Raw genomic sequence first — 20,132 nt, 5'->3', positions numbered from 1 at the left:
GAATTTGAAACATAAAGGGGTTGACAATGCATTTTCAAATCTTCAAATTCTCAAATCTTCAAATCAGTTTTAATTTATTGAAGTAATAATTTCAGGTTGATGCCAAAATTGGTAAACGCGGTATTAAACGTTTGCGAGGTGTATGGCCGGGTGATGTTTGAATCGTAAAACAGGTTAAGGTTAAAACGCTGGTTTATCACATAATCGATGGATGGCCTTACGGTAATGTTTTGCGCGCCGGACGAAATTTCTGCTGCTTCTACATCGGCACGGTAAATGAGCGTTTTGTTGTCGCGCAGCGAGAAATCGAGTTTAAAGTTAACATCCTTAGGGCTGCCTCCCGGAAGCAATCCGAATGGGAAGTGGAAATTTTTGGTATGATAGCCGAAACCAAAAACAATAATTCTTTCGTTCTGCTGCGCCAGCTGGCTATTGAGCAGGCTCAGGCTCAGTGTACGGCTCTGCCTGAACTCTATGTTGGCGGTCATGCTGTTTTTAAACCTGGCGCTGGCGCCAAGCAAAGGCACAAACTGCTCAAATATGGTAACCTGCGAAAACTGGTAAAGCGGTAAAAAATCGTTGTTTAAATCGCGCGCGCTACTGGCGCCAGCCGCCTCCCGGTATTGCAACAACGTAGTAAAACCATTTACGTTGTACGACGACCGGTAACCGTGACTCAGATCGAAGGAGTCGAAAACATCGGCAAAGAAAGGGATTTTGGCCAGGCCACTGTACCTGATGTCCCAATTGGGGATAGGTATTTTAGGAAACTGCGATGTGCTGGCCTTCGCTGCCTTTTTGCCGGTGTAGGCAGCCAAAAACGCCGGCACCAACACATTTTGCGAATTTTGTCCATATCCGTCCCTAAAACCGACCGAATCTATCAGTTGTGTTGAATTAGGGTTTTGGGCGGCCAATCTTTGCGATATAATGGTACGGTTGGCCAACAACTGCTGAAACAGTGGCGATTTGTTATCAATACCCGTGGTTTTTTTGAACGCCGTACCTATAGTTAAATACGAGATACTATAATTACCCGTGGTAACCGGGCTTAATGATTCAATACTGTTGGTTGCGGCCAGGTATTTAAAGTTTGATTGGTAGTTATGATCCTGTGTTTTAAAAGCGATAAGGTCAATCTTGAGGCCGTTAAATGGCTCGATAACACCCCTAAAATGCATATCCTCATTAAGCGATGTTGTGTACAATTGGTTTTGCAGGGTATCGGTAGTTATCCATCCATTGGCTACAGCTTTGGCGCGGATATCGGTTTGGCTGCCCAATAAAAACCCGATACCCGGCGCGTTATAATCGGCATTTTGGCCAAAAATTCCTGATTGCGGCAGGTAACCCGGCAAATAGGTGCCTTGTTTACGCGAGTAAGTGGCACTTACATTTTTAACACTGGTAAGCAGCCCTATTAATACTTTAGCCAACCCGCCCGGCGAATTTGGGTTAGCAACCTTGCGGATGAACGGGAACTTATTATACAGAGATACCATATTTAAAGTAGGGTTAACCTGTATCTCACGCAGGTTGCTGATGCTGTTGCCCACATCATATGATGGATCATTGATGGCAAACAAGGGCTGGGTTTGCCAGTTAAAGTGCGTGCTGTACCGGGTAGTTACCGACGTCCAATCCAGTCCCGGTATCTTGTTGATAGGTAGGGTATAGTTTATATTGATGGTGTGGTTGTAGTTGGTAGTGCGGCCCAGCTTTTTAAGGTTATCCCAAAGGGTATCGCGCTTTAATCCATTAATGCGCCCCGCCGGCTCATCAACTACCGATAGGTTGGTGGCATCAATATCTAACGATAAGGATTTTGATAAATTCCAGCCTATTCCGTAAACCCTGGTAATGTTAAAATACTTATTAAATGTAGTGGTAGGTACGGGGATAAAATTGTTGGGGTCGTTATCCCGCAAGGTATTTTCCGAATAAAAACGATCAAAGTTAATACTGAAGTTTAACCTTGATGGCAGTATACTAAAATTGAAGTCGCGCGCCAGCGCCAGCAAATTACTTTTGATGATTTTGGCAAATGGATTATAATATTTTGGCGCATTGGTAAAGTTATAGGCAAGGGTTAGATGATAAGTTTTCTCCAAATCGCTTTGGGTGGTAAAATCATGATGGGTAAATTGTGTAAACGCATAGCTGGCGCTTAGGTTCTCAATGTCCCAAACGTGGTTTTTTGCCGTTGGATCAAGCTTTGTTTTGTGGACGTTAGTAAAATTGAAACTCTTCCTGAAAGTATAGTCAACAGAAGCGTTCCTTATCGAGTCGCGTTCCTTAGTGCTGGTAGCAGCAGCAAGTGATTGCTTCAGTTCAATATCGGGCGACCCAGGATCATATTGAGGCATACTTTTTTGCGATGACACATTGATATAGGCTGGAATGCTGATCCCGCTTTTAGCTGGAAAAAACTTACCTAACTCGGCAGTGGCCGATATATCGTAAACCTGGTTATCGCTCTGGCTCCTGTCGTTCAGCCGTGAATCCAGCGTACCAAAACCGATGCTGGTTTTACTGCCCGATACCGTTACGTCGGCAAAATCGGCCAGCTTGGTATCCAGTCTGGCAGTGGCCGCCCAGCCGCCACGCTGGTCAAAATCAGTTAAGCGCAGTTCATCAAACCAAACCGTGCCTGTTTTATCCAGCCCATCATCTGTACCGGTTGCCTGGCTGCCTTTTAAAGGGTTACGCACACCAATCATGATGGTACGCAGGCGGCTTAAGTCGGGCTGACCTTTTATATAAACAGTTTGGGTGCCTTCAGTATATTTAAATACCTGGTTAAAGGCTACGTTGCTGTGGTTGCGGGCAAGCTTTGCGCGGGTAAGCAAACCAAGCTCCAGGTCGATGGCATTAGCATCGGGCCATATAGCATCAGGGCTGCTGGTACCTGGCTGCGTAATTTTTAAAGGCACTTCGTACTCGTAATAGTTATCCTGGTAATCAACGCCAAGGCGTAAAAACGCGTTCAGGTCATCATCTTTCAGTAACTCGCCTTCAGCGTGCACAAACATTTGTACACGTTTGTATTTGCGCAAATCGTTATAAAATGTCCGGAAAGCCGCCCTTGAATAACCATCACGCAGACTTTTTACATTTAATGATAGCGATTGCTCGTTCAGCTTGGTATTTGTTTGCAGGTTATTATAATTACGCTGGCGCTGAATGCCCGGCGGTACCACGTAAGGGATTGGCGTACGGTTACCATTCTCCTCGATATTCACTGCCTGCACATCAAGCGTCGAATTATCTAAAGGCGGATTACTGATCGATGGATCGGCAATAACATTAAGCGGATTTCTCTCGATATTAAAAGCCCGCCATTCCCCGCGCACCAATTCTAATGTCGCGAAGCGGAGGATGGCGGTATCGGCAAAATTGGTCATGAACATTCGCATAAAACGAATAGCTTTAAAATCGCCAATATTACCCACCTTGCTTTGGTAATCCGTAATCGGAATCCTGAACTGGTACCAGTTTACTGATTGTGTTGTACCATCGGGCAGTTTAACATTGGCCGTTACCTTATCGCTGATGTTGTTTTGCCCAACAACCATATCGCCAGGGCGGATAGATACTTTGTACTGAAAGTACGAATCTTCCTGGCTCATGTTATTATCGCGGTTAATATCCTCGCCGTCGGGTAACGAGGTTGATGCCGAATTTTGAATACCCAGTTCCGCTTGCGATTGTTGCGATGTTTTGGAGTTGCCATCGGTACCGTTGTACTTACTATACCTGTCAAGGATACCTAACCTGGCCTGGTCAAGTGCCGAGCCCTGGTAGTATTGGTAGTCGTCAGACGATGGGTCATTAGCAAAATTGGTGGCCGCCTGCCCGCTCAGTTGCCCTTTAACCTGGGTAACTACCGGCGCAAATTTCTTCTGCTCGTCGGCATCATTCAATCCATCCAAGCCCACATCCTGCAAACGGCGCGCATCCGGATTATTGTCGAAGGCGTTTATTACCGGCTGTAGTTTGGATACCCGGCCCCAGTTAGTTTCGTCAACCTGGGTAACATCGCCGTTCACGGGCAAACTGTTCTCCAGGCTTTTACGGCCATCTTTCAATATATCTTCAGATACGCTGCCTAAGTTAAAATACAAGTCGCCGCCTGCCGAGTTGGGTTTGTAAATAAAGGGATCGAGCACCCAAAACTCAATGTATGATACGTTTAACGATTCAAAATCATTGGTTTCCAGTTTCCTGAACATACCGCCCCAGCGTGTTTTTGGATTTTGCAAAGTACCATCAGGATTAAAGCCTGTAGTGGTATAGTTGTACGGACCGCGCACATTGGGATAAAATGCCATATTCAGCGTAGCCAGGGTTAATGGCTGCCCGGTGCTCGATTGCTTATAAGGGAATACTTCCTGCTCCAGGACCTGCCTTGCGTAATGATTGGATAAGTCCGCCCTGGATATGGCGATGTTATTTGAATTGGTGTAAAATATAGGGTCGATATTATAAAATGCCAGGCGGGCGCGGTTGTAACCATAGCTCAGATCGTCAAACCGACTGGCTTCAGGGAACAATTGCGGCGTACCCGAAATTTGCCAGGCATTGGCGCTTTTTATATCGATGACGGATTGGCTGTTTTCAAAATCATCCAGGTACGATGTGCCGTTTTTTGAGCCTGCAAAATTTAACGCCCCGGGGCTACCGGGCAATAACTGTGCAAACTCGCCCGAAAAGGTAACCGACGATGGCGCTTTGGTGTGGATCAGCGGTATTTTATCAACCAGGCGGGTAAGCATGCGCGAATCTGAACTGTAGTTAACATCAAAACCCCATATGGTGTTGGAAATTGACTCCTCGCCTGCTGTTTCATTTTGAGTAATAGGCTGCTCGGTAAGGTGCATCAGCGTACCGCCCAAATTCAGTTTATCGTTCACATGGTAATCAAACCTCGATCCGTATAATGACTTTTGCTGAACCCCAAACAACTCATTATTCTCCAGCTTTACGCTGATGGTTTGGCCCGACGACAGCAAGGCCTGGTTCAAGATCCTTATCCGGCCGGAGTTGTAATCAACTGTATAATCTGTGCCCTCAGTCAATTTAAGCTGGCCAGCAGTTACTGTTACTGAACCCTGTGGAATATTCACAGCGTTCAGCTGGTATTCTGATCCGCCGGTTGAAGTGTAAGTACCTTTAATGACATAGCGGTTTAAGGCCGGAAAATATTGCTGTGCTATAGTTTTCGTAGAATCGTATAACTGCTGGTATACGTAACGCTTGGTAAGGTCCGTTTCGCCGGCGTTAAATTTGGCAGCCAGGTCGGACCCAAAAGGTTCAATGGTTGGAAACGAGATGCGGCCGTTTTGCGAGTCGATGGTAACGCCTTCCAAAAAGTCGAAATACCCGTCAGGTTGTTTAGCGCTTTGCTGATCAAGATTATCAAGCCCTGCAACCTGCAGCCACAATTTGCCTTTAAGGTTGGCCCCCTCCTCCATCACCGTTTTTTCGATCCCCGACTTATCGTCCAGGCGGGTCACTGTTAATTTAAAATTTGTTGGAGCAATCTGGAACGCGCCCAGCGAGTAGATGTTTTTCATCATCAGATCCCAGGATGGCAAATTGGTTTTCAGCAGTTCGTTTTTTAGCAATTTTACAAATAACACTTTAGGCGTATTGGGATCAACCGCCACATCGCTGCTAAATTCACCAACTTGATACTGAACGCCATTAATGGTGTATTGATAAGCAACCGCCAAAACTTCATCGTTATTTAAAGGATAATTGAGAGAGATGTAGCCCAATTGCGGGTGCAGTGTATATTCTTTATCGGTAAGCTTGCGGGCGTAAGTTAGCTTGGCATAGTTATCTGTATTACCTGTTGATTGAAAATAACTGGCTACGGCGTTTGAGTTGGTATGTCTTGCATCCGCTGGTAAATTATTTAATAAAGAATTGGATTGCTGTGCAAAGCCGGGGCCCTTAAAACCGGCGGGCAAACCGCTAAAGCCGGCCCCGCCTTGTATCTTTGATGTATTATATGGTTTATTTTCGCCCAGGTCAAGGAAAGCTAATATATCCCTTGAATCGGTGGTTACATTGGTTCGGTTAGTTGTCCAAACCTCAATTTTTGTAATGTTAATATTTGAACTAATGATCGGGATATTGGCCAGCGCCTTGTTATAATTATTGCGAAAATACTGTGATAAAAAAAAGTGCTTATTTGCTTCGTAATCCGCGGGTGTAAGCCTGAACTCGCCCTGCTGCGAACCATTGGTTATCGTAATAGTTTTTGACTGCGACCGCTGCTGCGATAAAATACTGGTGATATCCAACCTTCCAAATTTCAGTTTGGTTTTTACACCGAAAAGCGCCTGGCTGCCGGTTATCAGTGTGGTAGGCAGCGGCATACTCACGGTACCTGCTTCTATCTTTTGGATGATTTCGTCGGGCGAGCCGGTGTAATCCAGCTTTACCTGGTTTTCAAACTGAAACTGCGCATCGGTATTGTAATTGGTGGTAATTTTTAATTTATCGCCTATATTACCGGTTACGTTTAGTTGAATTTTCTGATCGAAATTAAAATTGAACTGCTTGCGCTGGCGGGTGTTAAATAACGGATTTTCATTTTTGTTTACCTGCCCGGCCAATATCATCTCGGCTGATCCCTGCGGACGGATATCGATATTCTGGCTACCGAAAATTTGCTCAAAAGTGCGGCTTCTTACTTTGATGATAGGAATAAAGCCCGGCTGCTGCGAGTCATAGGCATAGTTATCTGCCAGTTGCTTGTAGTAATTACGCTGCTTTGATTTATCTGTAAGCTTTAAATACTGCGCAAAAGTGAGGTACTGCGGCGGGCGGTAGAGCAGGTTACCCACACGTTCGTACAAAATATAGCGGTTTGTGGCGGCGTCATATTCAACTGTACGCACAAGCCCCGGAGGATCGGAACTAAAAATACCTTCCCTGACCCTAACATTTTTGGGTTGGGCTAAGTCCATTGGTGCGCTTTTTTGAGTCGTATCGGTCCTTATTTTCGGTATCTGCTGCGCATAAGCGCCGTTAAGCACACCGAAAGTGAGAATTACCAATACACTTATAATAATATTATAAGTAAATATTCTAATCAAAAGTCAAGTCGAAATTTATACGTAATTATAAGGTTTTTAAAGCGAATTTAATAAGTTGTTCAACAGTTAAATCGCCGCTATTTTTATTCATTTCCTGTTCCAAAACCTTTTCGGCAGTATTGCGTGCAAAGCCAAGCATTACCAATGCAGTAAGTGCTTCATCTTTAGCGGTTTTATTTACCGGCACTACAGTTAAGGTGTCAGGCCCTTCTTTACGTAGCTTATCCTGGAGTTCTAAAATGATTCTTTGTGCTGATTTAGGTCCGATCCCTTTTATCCGTTGGATAAGCGAAACATTACCGCTCACTATGGCTGCCTGGATCTCGGCAGGTGTTATAGACGACAACATCATACGGCCTGTATTTGGCCCGATGCCAGATATCGAAATCAGGTGCATAAACAAGCGGCGCTCACCATCATCGGCAAAGCCGTACAGGGTGAGCGCATCTTCTTTTACATGTTGCCATATGTATAGCTTGCAGCTTTCATCGGCGCCAAGCCTTGAATATGTATTTACCGATATATTAATGTGATAACCTACACCGCCGGCATCAATAACAACATGCGATGGGTTTTTAGAAACCAGTTTACCACTAATATAATCGTACATAAATATTATTTTATTCTTTAGTTTATCAAAAAAGCTATTGGTTGGCTGCCTTAACCTGCGCGGTAATTACGGCAATAGTAACCATGTTCACAATTTCGCGGACTGAACTACCTAACTGCAATACGTGAACCGGCTTTTTTAAGCCTAACAATATAGGCCCAACTGCCTCGGCACCGCCTATTTCCTGCAGTAATTTGTAAGCGATGTTGCCAGATTCAAGGTTAGGAAATATCAACGTATTGGCCGGCTTTCCGTTTAATGTCGAGAAAGGAAAATTATCGGCCAGCAAATCGGAGTTTAGGGCAAAGTTTGCCTGCATATCGCCATCAACAACCATATCAGGATATTTTTCGTGCAGTATCCTTACCGTCTCCCTTGTTTTTTCGGGGATTACGCCCTCGTTCGATCCGAAGTTGGAATAAGATAATAAAGCAACCCTGGGGGTAATGTTAAAGCGTTTTACCGACCGTTCTATCAATACGGTAATATCTACCAGTTCCTGCACTGTTGGGTTCACGTTTACTGTAGTATCACCAAAAAACACAGGGCCTTTGGGTGTTATCATCATGTACATACCCGCCACGCGGTTTACACCTTCTTCGGTACCTATGATTTGTAAAGCCGGTTTTACGGTGCTTACGTAATCTTTTGTCAAACCCGAAATCAGCGCATCGGCCCGGCCAAACTGTACCATGCTGGCACCATAATAATTACGGTCGACCATAAGTTTTTTGGCCTCGTACATAGTGATGCCGCGGCGCTGGCGTTTATTGTATAAATAATTAACGTATTCATCCATGTTTTCGCAGCCCTCGCGCGGGTCGATGATCTGTACATCACCCAGATCAAGCTCGTTTTCGCGCATGATCCGTTTTATCTTTTCTATGTTACCCAACAGTATCGGGGTAGCAATACCTTCATCCTTTACTATCTGGGCCGATCTTAGGATCTTATAATTATCTGCCTCGGCAAATACTACTCTTTTAGGGCTCTGCTTGGCCTTATTGGTAAGGTTGCGCAGTAGTTTGTCGTTGTTACCCAAACGCGACCTAAGCTCCTCTGCGTAGGCATCCCAATCGGTAATAACCTTGCGGGCCACACCTGAATCAATAGCTGCTTTGGCAACCGCCATAGAGACTTCAGTTATCAACCTCTGATCCATCGGTTTTGGGATGATGTAATCCCTTCCAAATTTAAGGTTGGTGATATTGTAAGCCAGGTTTACGGCTTCGGGAACCGGCTTTTTAGCCATTTCGGCAATAGCGTGGGTAGCGGCTATCTTCATCTCCTCGTTAATAGCGGTAGCCCTTACGTCAAGTGCGCCACGGAAAATGTACGGGAATCCCAACACGTTATTTACCTGGTTAGGATAATCGGATCGGCCGGTTGCCATAATAATATCTTCGCGGGCGGCAGTTGCCAAATCATAATCAATCTCAGGAACGGGATTAGCCATTGCAAAAACCACCGGCTTTTTAGCCATCGATTTGAGCATTGCCGGGGTAACCACATTACCGGCAGACAGGCCAACAAATACGTCGGCATCTTTCATGGCATCCGATAATGTTTTCACATCGGTACGGGTGGTGGCAAATTCCATCCTGATATCATCCAGATCGGTACGGTGCTGGTCGAGCACGCCGTTGATATCAAACATTACCAGGTTTTCTTTTTTAACCCCTATGGAAAGGTACATTTTTGAACAGGACACCGCGGCGGCACCTGCACCATTAACTACCAATTTTATTTTATCCAGTTTTTTACCCTGAATTTCGCACGCGTTCATCAAAGCAGCGGCCGATATAATAGCCGTACCGTGCTGATCATCGTGCATTACCGGGATGTTCATTTCGGCTTTAAGCCTGCGCTCTATCTCAAAACAGGTTGGAGCCGAAATATCCTCAAGGTTTACGCCGCCAAATGTAGGCTCAAGCGCTTTTACTATCGCAACAAATTCATCTACACTTTTAGCATTCACCTCCAGGTCAAACACGTCAATATCTGCATAAATTTTAAACAGCAGGCCCTTGCCTTCCATTACCGGTTTACTAGCTTCGGGGCCAATATTGCCCAGGCCTAACACGGCTGTACCGTTACTGATAACGGCCACGAGGTTGCCTTTAGCAGTATATTTATATACGTCATCAACATTTTCGGCTATGCGCAAGCAGGGTTCGGCAACACCAGGCGAGTAGGCCATGGTTAAATCTCGTTGCGAATTGGTAGGCTTGGTGGGCACTACCTGTATCTTACCAGGGCGGCCCATGGAGTGGTAATTCAGCGCGTCCTGTTTACGGTTGTTCTTGTTCATCTTCTCAAAATTCAAGCGCTCAAAATTACAATTCTTTTTATGGTAACCTGAAATAAAATAGCCCGGTTTTGAAACATGTCAAAATCGGGCTAGTCTTTAAGCAGATATTATCCTGCGGTTACAACGTAGGTTTTGTATCAGCAGATACACTTGCCGAAATATCGCCGCCGGCAGCTACTCTTATTGTTCTGCCAACTGGAGCGCGGTTACCTTCCAGGTTGTTCCATAATTTAAGGTCACGTACCTCGCAGCCAAACAAGTCGGCTATACCAGCCAAAGTCTCCCCTTTTTTTACTTTATGATAGGTAGTTATCTTACGATCAGACTTAGGCAGGTCCACATAAGCAGGATGGGCCGCAGGAGCCGCTACTGCATAAACCGGGGTAGGTTTGGCAAACTCCATAGGGGCCACCGCATCGCCGGCACTGTTCAGCACATTATATAAAGCAGCAAAGTTTTCTTTTGAGGTTTGCGGCAGGATAAGCCTGCGTGGAGTTTTTGGCGTACCATTTACAATTAACCTGCGATAGGCCGGGTTAAGAATGGTTATTTCGCCGATGCCCACATTTAAAGCCCGGGCAACATTACCCAACGACACAAACTTTTTAACCATAACGGTATCCGTCTTTAACGAAAAGTTGCATGCCTGAGCTACAATGTTGTGCTTGCCAAAATAATTCATCACATAATTCATGGCTATAAAAGCAGGTACATAACCACGGGTTTCGGCGGGTAAGTATTGGCGTATAGCCCAAAAATCGCTGCCGCCACCGGCCTTTTCCATAGCATGCTCCACATTGCTTTTGCCGCAATTATATGATGCTATAGCCAAAAGCCAGTCTCCAAACTCCTGGTAGGCATCTTTTAAATAGGCTGCTGCAGCATAGCTTGCTTGTATTGGGTCGCGGCGTTCATCAACATACTCATTCATGTTAAGGCCATATATTTTTGCGGTAGTGCCCATAAATTGCCACAAACCTGTTGCCCCTACCCTTGATACCGCGTTTGGATCAAGTTTGGATTCAACTATCGATAAAAATTTTATTTCGTCGGGAATCCCCGCATCATGAAAGGCCTTCTCATAAATAGGAAAATAATACCTGGTAAGGCCGGCAACCTGGCCCATTTCATCGCGGTTGTGCATGTATAGCTCAATGTAGCTTTGCACATACTCATTATAATCAAGCTGGATATCCTTCCTGATCGAGTCAAGACGGCGCTTATAAATATTGCCTTGCGCGCCTATTGGCAGCGGATGGTTGATAACCGGCAAAATGATGGTATCGGCATTAATTTCGCCATGAAAAGCAGCAAAATGATGACTTTGCTTTACAGACGGGAGAGCATTAGCTTGAATGATTTGTAACAGCGACAGGCAGATGGTAAGCGTAAATAATCTCTTCATTAGTGGGATTTGATTAAGTAATGATGCTTCCTGCATCGGTTAATTTTACTAAAATATGGCTTTTTTATAGCTTTAAGAAATATTCAGCAAAATCTAACAGTTGTTGTTCGTTAAAATGTTTTGTTAATAATTGTAATCCTAACGGCAAACCCTGGCTATTATTGCCGGTTGGCAACGATATGGCGGGTACCCCGGTTAAAGATGCTTGTACGGTAAAAATGTCATAAAGATACGTTACCACGGGATCTTTTTCTTCGGCACCTATCGGGAAGGCCGGTTCGGGCGCGGTTGGAATAAGTATAAAGTCGTATTCGTTCAGTATCTCGTTGGTTTTTTCCCTAATTAGCCTACGTACTTTTTGGGCTTTGGCGTAGTACGCGTCATAGTACCCGGCACTAAGTACAAAGGTACCCAGCATAATGCGGCGCTTAACCTCCTTGCCAAAACCTTCGGAACGCGAACGTTTATAAGTTGATTGCAAATCATCGGCAGCCGGGCTTCGGTACCCGTAATGCACGCCATCAAAACGCGCCAGGTTTGACGAAGCTTCGGCCGTTGCCAATATATAGTAAGTAGGTACCAGGTAATCCAATTGTTCAAACGCGATGGGTTTTACCGTATGGCCTTCTGCACGTAATTTTTCAATGTATTGTACCAGGACATCCTTAACCTCGGCATCAACGCCTGGGCTTGACAAGGCTTCCTGTAAATAAGCTATCTTTTTCTTTGCCGGTTTTTCAGTATCAACGGTTATTGGCGATACCTTTTGCTGGATCAGCGTATTATCGTAATCATCCGGACCGGCCATTACTTCGTACAACAGGGCGGTGTCTTCAACCGAGCGGGTAATTGGGCCAACCTGGTCAAAGGACGAGGCATAGGCAATAATGCCGTGCCTGGAGATGCGACCGTAAGTAGGCTTAAAGCCTATCACCCCACAAAACGCAGCCGGCTGCCTAACAGAGCCTCCGGTATCAGTACCAATGGCCGCATGGCACATATTGGCCTGTACAGCAACCGCCGAACCACCTGATGAACCACCCGATACCCTTTTTTGATCGGCGTAGTTTTTTACCGGTCCGTAAAATGAATTTTCATTGGAGCCTCCCATAGCAAACTCGTCGCAATTACAACGGCCTATAATTACGGCATCTTCGGCAAGCAGGCGTTCAACTATAGTTGATGAATATATGGACGTAAAACCTTTAAGGATTTTTGACGAGGCGGTTACCTGGTGTCCTTTGTAGCAAATGTTGTCTTTTATGGCTATCACCATACCGGCCAGTTTACCGGCTGTTCCGTTTTTTATCCGTTCATCAACATTTCTTGCATTGATAAGCGCTTCTTTTTCAAACACTTCATTAAAAGCGTTTAAATGGGCGTTCTTTTTAATTTCGCCCAAATAGTTTTTCACCAAGCCCTGAACAGTAATTTCCGCACGCAGCAACCCGCTCTTTATCTCGGTTAAAGAGGAATAAAATTTAGCCATGGGGCTAAAATAAAAAACTTATCCGTTGAAATAACAAATTAATTCAACAGATAAGTTTATATCGTAAATAAGGTATTAAAAAACAGCGGTCTAAAGTATTAAACTTTAGGTTTCTCTTCTGTAGAAGATGTGCTGCCTTCGTTGTTCTGCGCGTCTTTAAATTCTTTAACGCCTTTTCCTAAACCTCTCATTAGTTCGGGTATTTTTTTACCGCCAAATAATAAAAGAATTGCCAAGATGATAAGAATAATTTCTGGTGCCCCTAAACCCATGATTTTAAGTTTTATATAAGTTAATATTATTATTAATGATAGAATGTCCTTTTTATTAAACTGCCGAAGCAGCTTTTTTAGTGTTTGTTAAGGTCGATTTTTGATTCAGTAACCGGTTCCTGATCGGTACCTACGTGAAACTCGGCTGCAGGGATTGTATTTGGAACTTTATTTTCGGCAATCACCGGGTTAGGGTGATGCTCTACGCTTTCGGCAACCGGCGTTTCGTCAACAGAGTGTTCTTCAATAAGTGGCGTAACATGCTCTTCAATTACCGGCTCAACAGTTTTAGTAGCCTCCGGTTTTTCCTGAAAATTATTGATCTGGTTATTGATTTCGCGTTTAACATCCTCGGATGCATCTTTAAAATCGCGCAGGCCTTTGCCCAGCGTACGCGCCATACCCGGAAGCTTTTCGCCACCAAATAGCATTAATGCTGCAAAAAGTATCAGTACCATCTCGCCCGTACCAATATTTAAAAATAAAAAAACTGTACTTAGCATTGCATTTTTTTTAAGGTTACAAATATAAACAATTAATATCTTTATAATTAAGAATCAAGAGTTAAGAGTCAGGAATCAAGATAACTGCAAAAAAGTTTTATATTAAATTACTGCCTTGTAAGCTGTTTCTTCAGCTAAGCTGAGCATAATTTAGCCTATTATTGTTTCCTGTCTTGACTCTTAATTCTTGATTCTTCTTTTTGATTCACAACTAATTAGGCGCCAGCCAAAACTTAGGATTCTGCGCATCTTTAGCCTTATATATATCAAAGTTAACTTCAGTTTCGCCCGTTGACGGATCGGTGGCAACAACACCTAAATTTTGTTTGGTGGTTACTTTTTGTCCGCGTGCCACAGTAACCGAGCGTAAGTTCCCGTACACTGTAAAGTATTCTCCGTGCTTTATCATTACCAGGTACGTACCGCTCACATCAACCACCCTGATCACTTCTCCCTCAAATACTGCTCTTACAGCACTGCCGGCATTCGTGCGGATGTCTACCCCTGTATTTTCGCTCCTGATACCTTCAGAAGTATAAGTTCCAAATCCCTGGGTTATTATACCGTTGGCTACCGGCCATGGCAAACGGCCTTTGTTGCCCAAAAAGTCGTTGGATAGCCTTGCCGCTTCGGGGGTAGCGTTCAAATACCCGGAACTTGTTTTGGCAACCGCCTTTGGAGCTACCGGGGCCGGTTTATTTTCAGCCTTGGCTTTCGCGGCGGCTAACCTTGCTGCTTCCCGCGCTTCGGCTTCTGCCTTGCGCTGTGCTTCTTCTATCTCCCGGCGGATAGCATTGGCAATCTCGCGGTTTGTTTTAGCAAGTTTGTTTTGAACCTCCTTTTGTTGCTGCTTTAACAGCCCCTCATGTTGAGATAGGTCTTTAACTACTTTAACCTGATCGTTTTTCTGCGCACCCAGGGTTTTCTTTTCTTTCTCCTGGTCTTGAAGCAAATTGCTTTTTTCCTGCTTGGTTTTATCAAGCTCATTTATTTTTACATGCAGTTCTTTTTGCGTTCCCTGTATGTAACCGGCCTGGCGCTCACGGTAGGCGCCAAACTGCTGTAAATATTTTAGCCGTTTATAAGCCTGGTTAAAATCTTTTGATGCAAAAATAAACATCAGCTTATTGTAAGCACTTTGGTTACGGTAGGCAAAAAGTATCATTCCCGCGTATTCCTTTTTTAACTGGTCCAGCTGGCTTTGTAAGCTATGTACAGTATTATTGCTTTCGGATATCTGGCTATCCAAATTTCTTACTTCGGAGTTAATGTTGCTTATTTTTTCCTCTCTCAGGCTTATCTGCGCCTTTAGCAAGCTTAATTGCTTTAATGTCGCCCTTTTGTTATTTGACGTTTCCTGGTAATCCTTATTCAATTGGTCAAGTTCTTCCGATAATTTATCGCGCCTGCGCTTTAGTTCGGCACTGCTTTGTGCATGTGCATCAACAGCGATTAGTACTGCTATAAAAAAGAGAATTGCTTTTAAAAATTTCATCAAACAAAAATAGGAATTATTTGGCCGGCTCATATCTATCCGGAATACTAAATGGATACTCCTGTTGCTGGTCAAAATCGACCCTGGTATAATGCAGGTTTACATGGATGTTTTTATCTTTTACTGTTGATGCTATATCTATCTGCGATGGCAGGATACGGTTATTGGCCTGTATAAAAGTATTATTGGCTACCTGTAATGATTGCCCTTCGCTTTGGTTGTTCAAGTTGGTTTGCGTTACCTTATTATCGGCCCCAACTATCAATTTGTAAAGCAAATCATCAAGGGTGCCGCTTAATGTAGTATTGCCGTTTACGGTTGTCAAATCGGCATTTTCGGTAAGCAGTTCAGGAATAGCATTACCTATCAGTAATGATTCAAGTGTTTTATAATTCACCTGCTTGCTGGCATATGCGTAAACATAGCTAAATGGCTTTTTGAGGTAAACACCCTCCAGCCTGTTTATGAGTAATATGCTATCCGGCGTAATTACCGCGCGGGCAACCTCCACACCTAATATCGCTGTGATAGATACCCAGATTTTTTTACCTTTATTGATGCGGATATTAAGTGTAACATCATTACTGTTGCCGTTAATATCCAGGTTAGTTTTGGCCTTGCCCGAAAATGTATTAAAGTTTACCTGCTGCGCTTTTATAGCTGCCAGTTTTGTGTTTATTTTATTATCGGGCGTAGCAACAACATCGGCTTTGCGGGCTACCATAACCTGCTTGCGTGCTTTACAACTTACTATGGCAAGCAAACCGCAAACTATCAGCAACCTATTCAAAATATTTTTTTTCATTTATCTTTCGATCTAAAACCGGCGATTGCTCACCGTAGCCTTTGGCCTTTTTCCAGTTATCTACTGCTTCATCTGCTTTACCAAGGTAAAACAAAATATCGCCGTAATGTTCATACTTAACTGCACTTTTATCTTTATCGTGCGTTAGCGCCTTCTCCATCCACACTTTGGCATCGGGATATTTTTTCTGCATAAACAGTATCCATGCATAAGTATCTTCAAATGATGCCGTGTTTGGTTGCAGCTGTGTTGATCTTGCCGACATTTGGGCCGCCTTATCCAGCTGTTCATTTCTTAACGATAAATAATAAGCATAATTGTTTAAGGTATATGCATTATCGGGATTAATGGCCAGGGCCTTATCATAAGCATCATCCGAACTTTTGTTGTTCTTCAGGTCGTGATAACAATCTCCTAATAACGAAAAGCTTAGCGAAAGTAGTTCCTTATCCTGAATTTCTAATGAAGTTGCATTTTTAACATAACCCAACGCTTTATTAAAATCTTTTTTTTGCGCCCAGGCCACGCCTACCAAATAATTCATCCAGGCCTGGTTCGGGAACAGCGAAAGGGCGTTCTCCCCGTCTTTAACAGCACCATCCAAATCATTCATACTTAGCTCAATACGCACTAATTGCTCATGTACCTGGTATACCTGCCCATCCAGTTCTATCGATTTTCTGTAGGCGTCTTTTCCTTCCTTCAATTTATCGCTCTGTAGCAGCATATCGCCATACATGGCAAAAGCTTTACTATCCCTGGCATGCGTAATTGTGAGTATACGACTTAACTCAAGTGCGCTGGCTTTGGCATTCGGATCTGGAAATTTGGGGTAATAACCGGTTATGATTCTTATTTTTTGATCGATACTGACCTCGGGTATGGCAAACGCCTGGGTAAGTTCTTTATAGCTTGCATCATTATTCTTTTTTTCGCGGTAAATATCTGCAAGTGCCAGGTGTACCATGCCGTTACCCTGATCAATTTTTTCGGCCTGCAACAAAGCTTTCAATGCCTTATCGCCAAATCCGTTTGAGTTATATATCTCTGAAAGTAACAGGTAATAACGAATTTGACCGGGATTATTGGCTATCGCTTTTTCAACATCGGCTGCGGCCTGGTCAACCTTGCCTTGTTTAAGGTATATTTTTTGACGACTACCTAACAGGTCGTCATTGGGGCCGGTAATTTGCTCTAACTGATCGTAAACTTTTAACGCATCATCATACTTTTTCAAGATGACGAACGCATTGGCTTTATCAAAATAATACTCGGGCTTGCTTGGATTAAGGCGAATAAGCTGGTTAAACACGTTCTCCAATTTATTGATGTTGTTACTTTTTTCATAACTATCGGCAAGTGCGCTCCAGTACCATTCGTTATTAGGTTTTACGGCAACGGCACGTTCAAGTAATGGTTGTGCACCGGTATAATCGTTTTGTATTTTTTTAAGATTGGCCAGTTCATACAGCGAGGCATCATTCGCCGGATCGGCCTGAATCACGCGCTCAAACAACTCTGATGCATGCTTCAGGTTTTCTACCGTTTTCTCTCGCAAAGCCGAGAAAAACAGCTGCCTGATTTCGCTGCTATCGAGGCCCCCCATTTGTTTTGATGCAGCAGTGGTTTGGGCAATGAGGTGAAGAGGCAAGAAGCAAGAACCAAGAATCAAGACAGCTGCAATTTGCAAGTGCCATGTCCTGTTTATTGTATTCCTATATCCCAAACCCTTGTCCTTCATATTCAAATTTACACTAAATTGCTCATTTCGCCTGCTCACCTATTCTCAAAAAGTCTTAATTCTTTGACTCTAACCTCTTGTTTTATTTCACTTTACCGCTGTATGTCCAAAACCACCTTCACCCCTGGTGGTATCATTCAATACCTCAACCTGGGTCCAGCTTGCGGTTTCGTGTTTGGCAACTACCATCTGGGCTATCCTGTCGCCATGGTTAATCTCAAACGATTCTGCGCCCAAATTAATGAGCAGTACCTTTATTTCGCCCCGGTAATCGGCATCAATAGTGCCCGGCGAATTAACAATACTTATACCATGCTTAAACGCCAAACCACTACGTGGCCGTATCTGCGCTTCAAACCCTACCGGTAATTCAATATACAAACCTGTTGGCACCAGTTTGCGCTCCATTGGGTTCAACCGAATGGATTGTTCCAGGTTGGCCCGTAAGTCCATACCGGCGGCATGGGCGGTTTCGTAGGCAGGTAAGCTGTTGCTTGATTTGTTGATTATGCGTATGTTCATTATCTTTTTAAAATAGCTAAAAGCGGTTTACGTTCAAAATAAAAAGCTGTGCCCGCAAACAAAAGGACTAAAGCGTTGCCTACAAATATATTTCGTTTAAATATAGTGAACGATATGTACACCAGTATTATTGACGCTACAATGTAAGCCAGATTTTTTTTGATATTATACGGGATTGGGTAATTTTTTTGTCCCCAGATGTATGATAATATCATCATGGTAGTATATGCAGCAAACGAAATCCAGGCAGAGGCTATATAACTGTATTTAGGTATAAGCAATACATTTAAAACAATGGTTAAAATTGCTCCTATACCAGAAATGTACAGACCATACTTAGTTTGATCGGATAGCTTATACCATACCGAAAGATTCATATAAATACCCAGACTGACATACCCGAACACCAATGGTGGGACCACCTTTAAACCAGTCCAATATAAATCAGTTTGCGTTTTATCGTGCCCCTTAACAAAGTACTTAAGGATTTCGATATTGGCCACCAGGGCTACAAATATTATACACACAGTAATTACAAAGTAATCCATAATGCGGGCGTAGGTTTGCCCCGCATTTTTATTCTTAGCATGACTAAAAAAGAATGGCTCGGCCCCCAATCGGAACGCCTGTACAAAAATGCTCAGGAATAAGGATATCTTGGCGCAAGCAGCGTAAATGCCAACCTCGCGTACGCTGATGTGCTGGGGCAGCAACTTGCCCAAAAGTATTTTATCTAAATTTTCATTAATCAGGAAAGATAAATTGGCTATAAGCACAGGCCAGCTATATTTAAACATTTCTGCAAACATCTTCCTGTCAAAATCGAGACTAAGCCTTAAAAACTCGGGCAACAGCATCAGTAATGAAAAAATACTGGCTATAAGGTTAGATACGAAAACATACCCTACCCAACCCGGCACATACCACGTATGTATCCAAGCCGCACCAACAAGATTATGACTAAGCCAAAACGGCAGCACATAAATAAAAAGAAGATTAAAACCGATAAAAATGATAATGTTCAAAAACTTAATAGCTCCGTACCGGCCAGGACGGCCATCAGCTCGTAATTTGGCAAACGGTACCGTGCCCCAGGCATCTAATACCAATATGGCTATGAAGATTTTTATAAAAATTAAAAAATCATCGTGACTGGTAAGCTCACCAACTTTAATAAAGCCAGTTATAAAATTTAAAAAAGGAAGAGTAATTAATAAAAAGAGCAGTGTAACTGCAAAAATGGCTATAAAGGAATTATTGTAAACCCGTTTTTTATTTTCGGGATACTTATTCAGATACCTGAAAAAAGTTGTCTCCATCCCGAAAGACAATACCGCGTTTAAGATAGAAACCCAGCCAAACATAGTTGTTAATATGCCGTAAACACCGGCGGCATAGGCGTGAGTATAAATCGGGGTGAGGAAAAAACTAAGCACTCGCCCGGCAATGGTGCTTAAGCCATAAACGGCGGTTTGCCCTGCAAATTTTTTAGCGGTTGACAATGTTGATGTTCAGTGTAATTAATCTGCTTCCGTTACAATTACGGGCGCCTTTTTACAACCTCAAAATTACGATAGTTTTTTAATTCGCCCTCATGGGTTTCAACAGAAGTTACTTCGCCATACTCGGGGCCTTCATTGCACCAATCCATAAACATGCCCATCGCAAAATCGTCGCCCTCGGCTTCAATGTATACGTCGCCATTTGGTTCGTTCAAAATAAAGCCCTTTACACCCAACTGATCGGCCGTTGCCTTCGTTGATTTACGAAAGGAAACGCCCTGTACCTTGCCTTTAACTGTTATATTGAGATGTTTCATTTGTGATTGATTGAGTTAGATTAAGTTGATTAGGTGAGCAGTTAAAAACTT

13 protein-coding genes are annotated in these 20,132 nt (G+C 43.5%); all 13 read right to left on the bottom strand.

Translation table 11 applies throughout. The features are described 5' to 3' along the window. Positions 1-74: 74 nt before the first annotated feature. The 13 genes from sprA to ACFGVS_RS24160 all read right to left on the bottom strand — a co-directional run bounded on the left by sprA (position 75) and on the right by ACFGVS_RS24160 (position 20,081). The gene (sprA, locus tag ACFGVS_RS24220; RefSeq protein WP_439695914.1) at positions 75-6,980 is read right to left on the bottom strand and encodes a cell surface protein SprA; all 6,906 of its coding nucleotides are present in this window, start codon (positions 6,978-6,980) and stop codon (positions 75-77) included. A 154-nt stretch (positions 6,981-7,134) separates the two neighbouring features. Next, positions 7,135-7,719: a Holliday junction branch migration protein RuvA gene (gene ruvA / locus ACFGVS_RS24215; protein ID WP_090641422.1), complete on the bottom strand. Its 585-nt coding sequence runs from the start codon at positions 7,717-7,719 to the stop codon at positions 7,135-7,137. Between the two features lie 34 nt (positions 7,720-7,753). After that, positions 7,754-10,030 (bottom strand): NADP-dependent malic enzyme, encoded by a 2,277-nt coding sequence (locus tag ACFGVS_RS24210; RefSeq protein WP_274209944.1) that lies wholly within the window; start codon positions 10,028-10,030, stop codon positions 7,754-7,756. 118 nt (positions 10,031-10,148) lie between these two features. Next, positions 10,149-11,435 carry a transglycosylase SLT domain-containing protein gene (locus ACFGVS_RS24205; RefSeq protein ID WP_439695913.1) on the bottom strand — a complete coding sequence of 429 codons (1,287 nt, stop codon included), beginning with the start codon at positions 11,433-11,435 and terminating at the stop codon, positions 10,149-10,151. 64 nt (positions 11,436-11,499) lie between these two features. Then, positions 11,500-12,924, bottom strand: coding sequence for an Asp-tRNA(Asn)/Glu-tRNA(Gln) amidotransferase subunit GatA (gatA, locus tag ACFGVS_RS24200; RefSeq protein ID WP_439695912.1), 1,425 nt, complete (start codon positions 12,922-12,924; stop codon positions 11,500-11,502). A gap of 98 nt (positions 12,925-13,022) precedes the next feature. Beyond that, entirely contained in the window at positions 13,023-13,196 is a 174-nt protein-coding gene (locus tag ACFGVS_RS24195; RefSeq protein WP_090641406.1) for a Sec-independent protein translocase subunit TatA/TatB, read from the bottom strand. 77 nt (positions 13,197-13,273) lie between these two features. Continuing rightward, positions 13,274-13,699, bottom strand: a complete 426-nt coding sequence (locus tag ACFGVS_RS24190) for a Sec-independent protein translocase subunit TatA/TatB (RefSeq protein ID WP_090641402.1) — start codon at positions 13,697-13,699, stop codon at positions 13,274-13,276. A 211-nt stretch (positions 13,700-13,910) separates the two neighbouring features. After that, positions 13,911-15,194: a murein hydrolase activator EnvC family protein gene (locus ACFGVS_RS24185; protein ID WP_090641398.1), complete on the bottom strand. Its 1,284-nt coding sequence runs from the start codon at positions 15,192-15,194 to the stop codon at positions 13,911-13,913. A gap of 16 nt (positions 15,195-15,210) precedes the next feature. After that, a complete protein-coding gene (locus tag ACFGVS_RS24180; protein ID WP_439695911.1) occupies positions 15,211-15,999 on the bottom strand; it encodes a DUF4292 domain-containing protein in 789 nt (262 codons plus the stop codon). Further along, positions 15,977-17,650, bottom strand: coding sequence for a tetratricopeptide repeat protein (locus ACFGVS_RS24175; RefSeq protein WP_439695910.1), 1,674 nt, complete (start codon positions 17,648-17,650; stop codon positions 15,977-15,979). The genes ACFGVS_RS24180 and ACFGVS_RS24175 overlap by 23 nt, the downstream gene beginning before the upstream one ends. A gap of 177 nt (positions 17,651-17,827) precedes the next feature. Further along, entirely contained in the window at positions 17,828-18,262 is a 435-nt protein-coding gene (gene dut / locus ACFGVS_RS24170) for a dUTP diphosphatase (RefSeq protein WP_439695909.1), read from the bottom strand. Beyond that, positions 18,262-19,764: an oligosaccharide flippase family protein gene (locus tag ACFGVS_RS24165; RefSeq protein WP_090641386.1), complete on the bottom strand. Its 1,503-nt coding sequence runs from the start codon at positions 19,762-19,764 to the stop codon at positions 18,262-18,264. The genes dut and ACFGVS_RS24165 overlap by 1 nt, the downstream gene beginning before the upstream one ends. 38 nt (positions 19,765-19,802) lie before the next feature. Further along, entirely contained in the window at positions 19,803-20,081 is a 279-nt protein-coding gene (locus tag ACFGVS_RS24160) for an acylphosphatase (RefSeq protein ID WP_090641718.1), read from the bottom strand. Between the last annotated feature and the right edge of the window lie 51 nt (positions 20,082-20,132).

The sequence above is a fragment of the Mucilaginibacter sediminis genome, from assembly GCF_051903035.1.
Lineage (GTDB): Bacteria > Bacteroidota > Bacteroidia > Sphingobacteriales > Sphingobacteriaceae > Mucilaginibacter.
The sequence above is the reverse complement of the archived record's forward strand: the minus strand, read 5'-3'. Positions and strand labels throughout refer to the sequence as shown.

Excerpts from the sequence above, each read along its gene's own strand:
- sprA (WP_439695914.1), bottom strand. The coding sequence starts at position 6,980 with ATGGACTTAGCCCAACCCAAAAATGTTAGGGTCAGGGAAGGTATTTTT.
- ruvA (WP_090641422.1), bottom strand. The coding sequence starts at position 7,719 with ATGTACGATTATATTAGTGGTAAACTGGTTTCTAAAAACCCATCGCAT.
- ACFGVS_RS24210 (WP_274209944.1), bottom strand. The coding sequence starts at position 10,030 with ATGAACAAGAACAACCGTAAACAGGACGCGCTGAATTACCACTCCATG.
- ACFGVS_RS24205 (WP_439695913.1), bottom strand. The coding sequence starts at position 11,435 with ATGAAGAGATTATTTACGCTTACCATCTGCCTGTCGCTGTTACAAATC.
- gatA (WP_439695912.1), bottom strand. The coding sequence starts at position 12,924 with ATGGCTAAATTTTATTCCTCTTTAACCGAGATAAAGAGCGGGTTGCTG.
- ACFGVS_RS24195 (WP_090641406.1), bottom strand. The coding sequence starts at position 13,196 with ATGGGTTTAGGGGCACCAGAAATTATTCTTATCATCTTGGCAATTCTT.
- ACFGVS_RS24190 (WP_090641402.1), bottom strand. The coding sequence starts at position 13,699 with ATGCTAAGTACAGTTTTTTTATTTTTAAATATTGGTACGGGCGAGATG.
- ACFGVS_RS24185 (WP_090641398.1), bottom strand. The coding sequence starts at position 15,194 with ATGAAATTTTTAAAAGCAATTCTCTTTTTTATAGCAGTACTAATCGCT.
- ACFGVS_RS24180 (WP_439695911.1), bottom strand. The coding sequence starts at position 15,999 with ATGAAAAAAAATATTTTGAATAGGTTGCTGATAGTTTGCGGTTTGCTT.
- dut (WP_439695909.1), bottom strand. The coding sequence starts at position 18,262 with ATGAACATACGCATAATCAACAAATCAAGCAACAGCTTACCTGCCTAC.
- ACFGVS_RS24160 (WP_090641718.1), bottom strand. The coding sequence starts at position 20,081 with ATGAAACATCTCAATATAACAGTTAAAGGCAAGGTACAGGGCGTTTCC.